General features: G+C 71.2%; 6 protein-coding genes. 5 read left to right on the plus strand and 1 reads right to left on the minus strand.

Annotation, left to right across the window (positions count from 1 at the left end):
• Positions 1-469 precede the first annotated feature (469 nt).
• From ACWCO3_RS30165 to ACWCO3_RS30175, 3 genes are read left to right on the plus strand one after another with little or no spacing between them, the layout of a single operon-like run.
• Positions 470-1405, plus strand: coding sequence for a DUF6282 family protein (locus ACWCO3_RS30165; protein WP_145780302.1), 936 nt, complete (start codon positions 470-472; stop codon positions 1403-1405).
• Positions 1402-2118 carry a PIG-L deacetylase family protein gene (locus ACWCO3_RS30170; protein WP_357928478.1) on the plus strand — a complete coding sequence of 239 codons (717 nt, stop codon included), beginning with the start codon at positions 1402-1404 and terminating at the stop codon, positions 2116-2118. The genes ACWCO3_RS30165 and ACWCO3_RS30170 overlap by 4 nt, the downstream gene beginning before the upstream one ends.
• Positions 2115-2774, plus strand: a complete 660-nt coding sequence (locus ACWCO3_RS30175; protein WP_450013271.1) for a 4-carboxy-4-hydroxy-2-oxoadipate aldolase/oxaloacetate decarboxylase — start codon at positions 2115-2117, stop codon at positions 2772-2774. The genes ACWCO3_RS30170 and ACWCO3_RS30175 overlap by 4 nt, the downstream gene beginning before the upstream one ends.
• Positions 2775-2812: 38 nt before the next feature.
• Here the strand turns inward: ACWCO3_RS30175 and ACWCO3_RS30180 are convergent, their stop codons facing one another.
• Positions 2813-4267 (minus strand): alkaline phosphatase PhoX, encoded by a 1455-nt coding sequence (locus ACWCO3_RS30180; RefSeq protein WP_145780305.1) that lies wholly within the window; start codon positions 4265-4267, stop codon positions 2813-2815.
• A gap of 206 nt (positions 4268-4473) precedes the next feature.
• Here ACWCO3_RS30180 and ACWCO3_RS30185 point away from each other — a divergent pair, with 206 nt between their 5' ends.
• Positions 4474-5202, plus strand: a complete 729-nt coding sequence (locus tag ACWCO3_RS30185; protein WP_357834993.1) for an alpha/beta fold hydrolase — start codon at positions 4474-4476, stop codon at positions 5200-5202.
• A gap of 182 nt (positions 5203-5384) precedes the next feature.
• A partial coding sequence (locus tag ACWCO3_RS30190) for a SigE family RNA polymerase sigma factor (protein ID WP_450013274.1) occupies positions 5385-5854 on the plus strand: 470 nt, incomplete at its 3' end.

The raw sequence follows: 5854 nt of genomic DNA on the forward strand, positions 1-5854 counted from the left end.
CGTCGCGGCCCACCGCACCGAACGCGGTGATGTAGGCGACCTTGTCGATCTCACCGCCGGGCGGGTCGCCGCCGCTGTCACCGGTGTCGCCGCAGCCACCGGCCGCGAGAGCCACGGCCAACCAGGCCGCGACGAGCGTGGAGAAGCGCTTACCCATGCGGTGCCTCCAGCCTCCGGGCTCGCGACTCGTGGCCGACCCTGTCGAGGGGATCGGCGGGACGACGCGAGGTCGGCATCGATAGACGAGTTTAGATCAGGCGGGTGGTGCTCGTCTGTCCCGAGCCGGCAATGAGGTTGACGGGCAACGGGTTCTTGTTGTCTCCCCACAGTGGAGTATCAGCGTGGTTGCACCTTGAAATAGGCATGATCACCGATATGCTTGCGCTCGGCGGCTCCCGGCTCGTGACCGCCGCGCGCTCGACCGAGCGCACCCGCACGACCCCGCTCTCAGGGCTCACCGAGGAGCGCGATGCCTGACCCTCTGGTTCCCTCCGCCCGTGCCCGCGCCGTGGTCCGCGGTGCCTACGACACCCACGTCCACGTGGCCCCCGACGTGATGGCCCGACGCATCGACGACGTCGATCTGGCGCACCGTTGCGCCGAGGTCGGGCTGGCCGGTTTCGTCCTCAAGTCCCACTACGTGGCGACTGCCGAGCGGGCAGCGGTGGTCCGCAAGGTGGTGCCCGGCGTCGACGTCCTCGGTGCCGTCACCCTCAACGGGGCGATGGGCGGCATCAACCCGGTCGCGGTTGAGGTCGCCGCGCGCCAGGGTGCCCGGATCGTCTGGATGCCGACAGTGGACTCCGGAAATCAGCGGCGCAGCACCGCCACCGATCTGCCGGGCGCCACACCGGCGATGTGGGGCGCCTTCCAATCCGACCTGCACAGCCAGGGCATCGTGCCGGATCCGGTCGAGGTCGTCGACGACGAGGGGCGGGTCCTCGACCGCGTACGCCAGGTGCTGCGGGTGATCGCCCGGCACGACATCACGCTCGCCACCGGCCACCTGAGCGGCGCCGAGATCGCCGCCGTGGTCCGGGCCGCGACGCAGGAGGGGGTACGCCGCATCGTGGTCACCCATCCCGAGTTCACCTCGCAGCGACTGACGCCCGCGCGGCAGCGCGAGCTGGCCGAGGCGGGCGCCCTGTTGGAGCGCTGCTTCACGACTCCGCACTCGGGCAAGGTCGACTGGGCGGACCTGTTCGCCACCATCCGGTCGGTAGGTGTGGCGCACTCCGTCCTCTCCAGCGACCTGGGGCAACCGTTCAACCCGCCGGTGGAGGACGGTCTGGCGCTCTTCGCCGACCGCCTGTTCGACGCCGGCTTCACCGACGAGGAGGTCCACGTCATGGCGGTGGTCAACTCGCGCCGTCTGGTGACGCCGGCAGGAACGACGCCGGCATGAGCGGGCGGCGGATGCTGGTGGTGGGCGCCCACTCGGCCGACTTCGTCTGGCGGGCCGCCGGAGCCATCGCCATGCACACGCGGGCCGGCGGCGAGGCCGTCGTGTTGGCGCTCTCCTACGGCGAGCGGGGCGAGTCCGGCGAGCTGTGGAAGGACCCGCAGCAGACGGTGGAGAACGTCAAACGACTGCGGCACGCCGAGGCGGAACGGTCCGCCGCCGCGGTCGGCGCCCGGTTCGAGGCGTTCGACCTGGGCGACTACCCGCTTCGGATCCGGGACGAGGACATCGACCGGCTGGCGACGCTGATGCGCGAGTACGCGCCGCACGTGGTGCTCACCCACCCCGAGCGCGACCCGTTCAACCCGGACCACCCGACGGCGCACGCCGCGGTGGCGACGGCCCGGCAGCTCACCGCGGGCGCCGGAGTGTCCAGCGGCTTCCGAACCGCCCCGCCCTCGGAGTTCCTGGCCTTCGAACCCCACCAGCCCGAACTCTGCGGTTTCGTCCCCACCGTGTTCGTCGACATCACCGAGGCGATGCCGGCCAAGCGGGAGGCGATGGCGGCGATGGCGGCTCAGGGCTACCTGCGCGAGTACTACACCCAGCGTGCCGACCATCGTGGCAACCACGCCCGCCGGGTGACCGGTGACGCGACCATCCGGCAGGCGGAGGCGTTCCAACGGTTGATCCCGAACGTCGTGGTGGCACTGTGAACGCCGCCCACGACGCGGCGGACGTCGACCCCGCGGTGATCGAGACACTGGCCGCTGCCGGGGTGGCAACCGTGTACGAAGCCGCCGGCCGGCGTGGCCTGATCGACGTGGACCTCGTGCAGGTGGTGCCGGGTTCCCAGGTCGCCGGCGTCGCCCGGACCGTCGTCTGCGGCCAGGGCGACAACCGGGCAGTGCACGAGGCCATGACGCTCGTCCGCCCCGGCGAGGTGCTCGTGCTCACCATGCCCGAACCGGCCCCCGTCGCGCTGATCGGCGAGCTGCTGGCCACGCAGGCCAAGGTCGCCGGCGCGGCCGGCGTGCTGGTCGACGCCGCGGTACGGGACGTGGACGAACTTCGGACGCTCGGCCTGCCGGTCTGGGCCCGCTGGTGTCGGGTGCGCGGAGCCACCAAACGCGACAAGGGTTCGCTCGACGTGCCGGTGCCGGTCGGCGGTGCGACAGTCGAGCCGGGGGACATCATGGTGCTCGACGCCGACGGGGCCGTGGTGGTGCGGCGGACGAGCGCGGACGCCGTGGCCGCCGCGACGAGGAGCCGGACGGCCAGGGAGGCCCTACTGCGGTCCCGGCTGGAAGCCGGCGAGTTCAGCTACGACCTGCACGGGATGCGGACGGAGGACGAGCCCCGCGGGCGGTAGGACCGGGCGGACCGCCCGACCCCACCGCCCGACCCTGGTCAGCCCAGGTACTTCTCCCACGGGCCGGTGATGGCCAGGGTGAGGCCCGGGTCCTGCATGTTGACGAAGAGCACCTGGCCGTCGGCGCTGAAGGTCGGCCCGCAGAACTCCGAGTCGTTGAGCATGTTGCGGGCGATCGCGTACGTCGGGCCGCCCGGGATCGTGCTGAGCACGTGGGAGGCACCCTTGCCGTCCTCGGCGAGGACCAGGCTTCCCCACGGGGTGACGGTCACGTTGTCCGGGCCGTCGAAGGTGATGTCGGTGTACTTGACCGGCGTCCCCTCCTCGGCGGAGGTCTGGTGCGGGAAGTACGTCACCAGCTGGATGGTCTCGTCCTTGAAGTTGTAGAACCAGACCATGCCGTCGTGCGGCGCCGCGTCGGAGGGCAGGTCACCCTCGTCCCAGGCGTACGAGTTCACCACGTACACACCTTCGTCGGTGCTCCACACGCCCTCGAACTTGCGTCCGCGGGTGACCTGGCCGTCGGTGAACTGCTCGCGTACCGACGTGTGCCGCGCGTCGCGGTCCGGCACCTCGATCCACCGGACCGGGAAGGGGCGGCCCAGCTGGGCGGAGGTCAGGTAGGCGACGTCCGGCAGCACCGAACCGTCGTCCATGATGATCTGCATGGCGGCGAGGACGCCCGCGTTCGGCGCGAGGCGGGTCAGCACGCCGGGGCCGACCTTGACGCCGCGCGGCGCCGACCAGCGGTAGAAGAGGCCGTTGGGCTCGTCGGCGTCCTCGGACAGGTAGATGTGGGTGCGGTCCTTGTCGATCGCCAGGGCCTCGTGGGAGTAGCGGCCCAGGCACTTGATCGGCCGCGGGTCCGCGCTGCCGTCGGCCCAGACCTCGAAGACGTAGCCGTGGTCCTTCTGGTAGGTGCCGGTCCGGCCGCCCTCTTCCCACTGGTCGCCGGCGCGGTCCTCGGTCTCCTCGCAGGTCAGCCAGGTCCCCCAGGGGGTCGGTCCGCCGGCGCAGTTGGAGATGGTGCCGGAGAGGGCGACGAACTCACCCAGGTTCCGGCCCGCACGGTCGGTCTTGATCACGGTGCAACCGCCGGCGTCGACGGCGCCCGGGTCGTACACCGTTCCCTTGACGTGCGGTACGCCGAACTCGGCGCCCGGGTCGATCTCGTGGTTCTGGATCAGGGTGTACCGACCGTGGCCGGCGTCGTAGACGGCCATGCCGTCGTGGTCGGCCGGGGTCATGCCCTGGCCGCGGTCCAGCCGGGTGACGCCGGTCCGGGTGACCACCGTGTAGCTGAAGCCCTTGGGCAGGGCGAGGACGCCCTTCGGGTCGTCCACGAGCGGCGGGAACGGCACGTGGCCGGACGTGACCGGCGGGTGCGGGCGGCCCGGGCTGGCCTGCGCCAGCGACGGCAGACCGCCGGCGACGGCGAGGCCCACACCGGCGGCGGCGCCGCCGGCGAGGAAGGTACGACGAGAGGAAGGCACGTGATCAGCTCCTGGTCAGGACAAGTGCGACGAGTCGGAGCCAACCTGTGCGGACGAACAGCAACACGTCGCCGACGGGATCGGTCGGTGACATCGGGGTGAAGAAACAGGGCCGCCCGCGCCCCGACGTTTCCGGGGCGCACGGTGGGTAATCAGCCGCGCCCACCCAGTCGTACGGGGTGCATACCCCTCACGCGAAGGAGCCGATGGCCGTGTCAGATCAGAACATCACCGTTGTCCTCGTTCACGGCGCGTTCGCCGAATCGGCGAGTTGGAACGGTGTGATCGAGCGGCTCGGTGCCGGCTACTCCGTGGTGGCCGCCGCCAACCCGCTCCGCAGCCTCGCCGGAGACGCCGCCTACGTCCGGGACGTGGTGCGGGGGGTCGGTGGACCGGTCGTGCTCGCCGGCCACTCGTACGGCGGCATGGTCATCACCGAGGCGGCAGCGGGCGAGCCGATGGTGCGCGGCCTGGTCTACGTCAACGCGTTCGCCCCGGAGACGGGTGAGTCGGCGATAGCGCTGTCCGGCAAGTTTCCCGGCAGCACGCTCGCCGACACCCTGGTCTCCTACCCAGTGGCCAGTGGCGGAAACGAGGTGGCCATCGCGCAGGACGCCTTCCGCCAACAGTTCGTCGCGGACGTCTCCGAGGACACGGCGGCGTTGATGGCGCGGACCCAGCGGCCGATCACCGAGCAGGCGCTCGGCGAAGCGCTCTCGACGTCCGAGCCGCCGTGGAAGTCGTTGCCCAGTTGGTTCGTCTTCGGCGACGCGGACCGCAACATCCCGGTCGCCGCGCACCGCTTCATGGCCGAACGCGCCGGCGCCCGGGGCACCCGCGAGGTCGCCGGCGCCTCCCACGCGATGACGATGTCCCAGCCCGGCGAGGTCGCCGAGTCCATCATCGAGGCGGTACGGGGCGTCGGGGCTGGATAGCACCGGCGTGACCGGTTCGCGGCCCGGGCAGAATGGCGCGTGAACCCACCGACGACCAGCGACGTACGGCCCCAGCCGCGATTCCCGCAGCGGCAGGGGCCGTACGTCGTTGAAACCTTTTCCGGCGCGACGCAACCTGGCGGTCGTCGCGACCCGTCGAGGGTGCGGAGGAGGGAGCCTCGATGGCGGATGCCGAGGGTGAGTTCGTGGAGTACGTCTCCGCGCGACTGCCGAGTCTGCATCGGACCGCGTTCCTGATGTGCGGAGACGCCCATCTGGCCGACGACGTGGTGCAGCAGACGATAACGGCGTTGTACGTGAACTGGCGTCGGGTCAGCCGGGTGGACAACGTCGACGCGTACGTGCACCGGATGCTGGTCCACAAGCTCGTCGACGAGAAGCGGTTGAGCTGGGCGAAGGTCCGGCTGTTCGGTTCGGTGCCGGAGCCATCGCGTACGCCGGTCACACCACACGACGAGGTGGCCGAGCGGGACAGCGTGGTCAGCGCGCTGACCCGTCTGTCCCGCGGCCAGCGCACCGTGCTGGTCCTGCGGTTCCTGTGCGACCTGTCGCTGGCCGAGACGGCCGCGGCCATGGGGTGCTCCGAAGGCAATGTGAAGGCGCAGACGGCTCGGGCGCTGGCGGCGGTCCG

This window comes from Micromonospora sp. NPDC002411 (assembly GCF_053592955.1).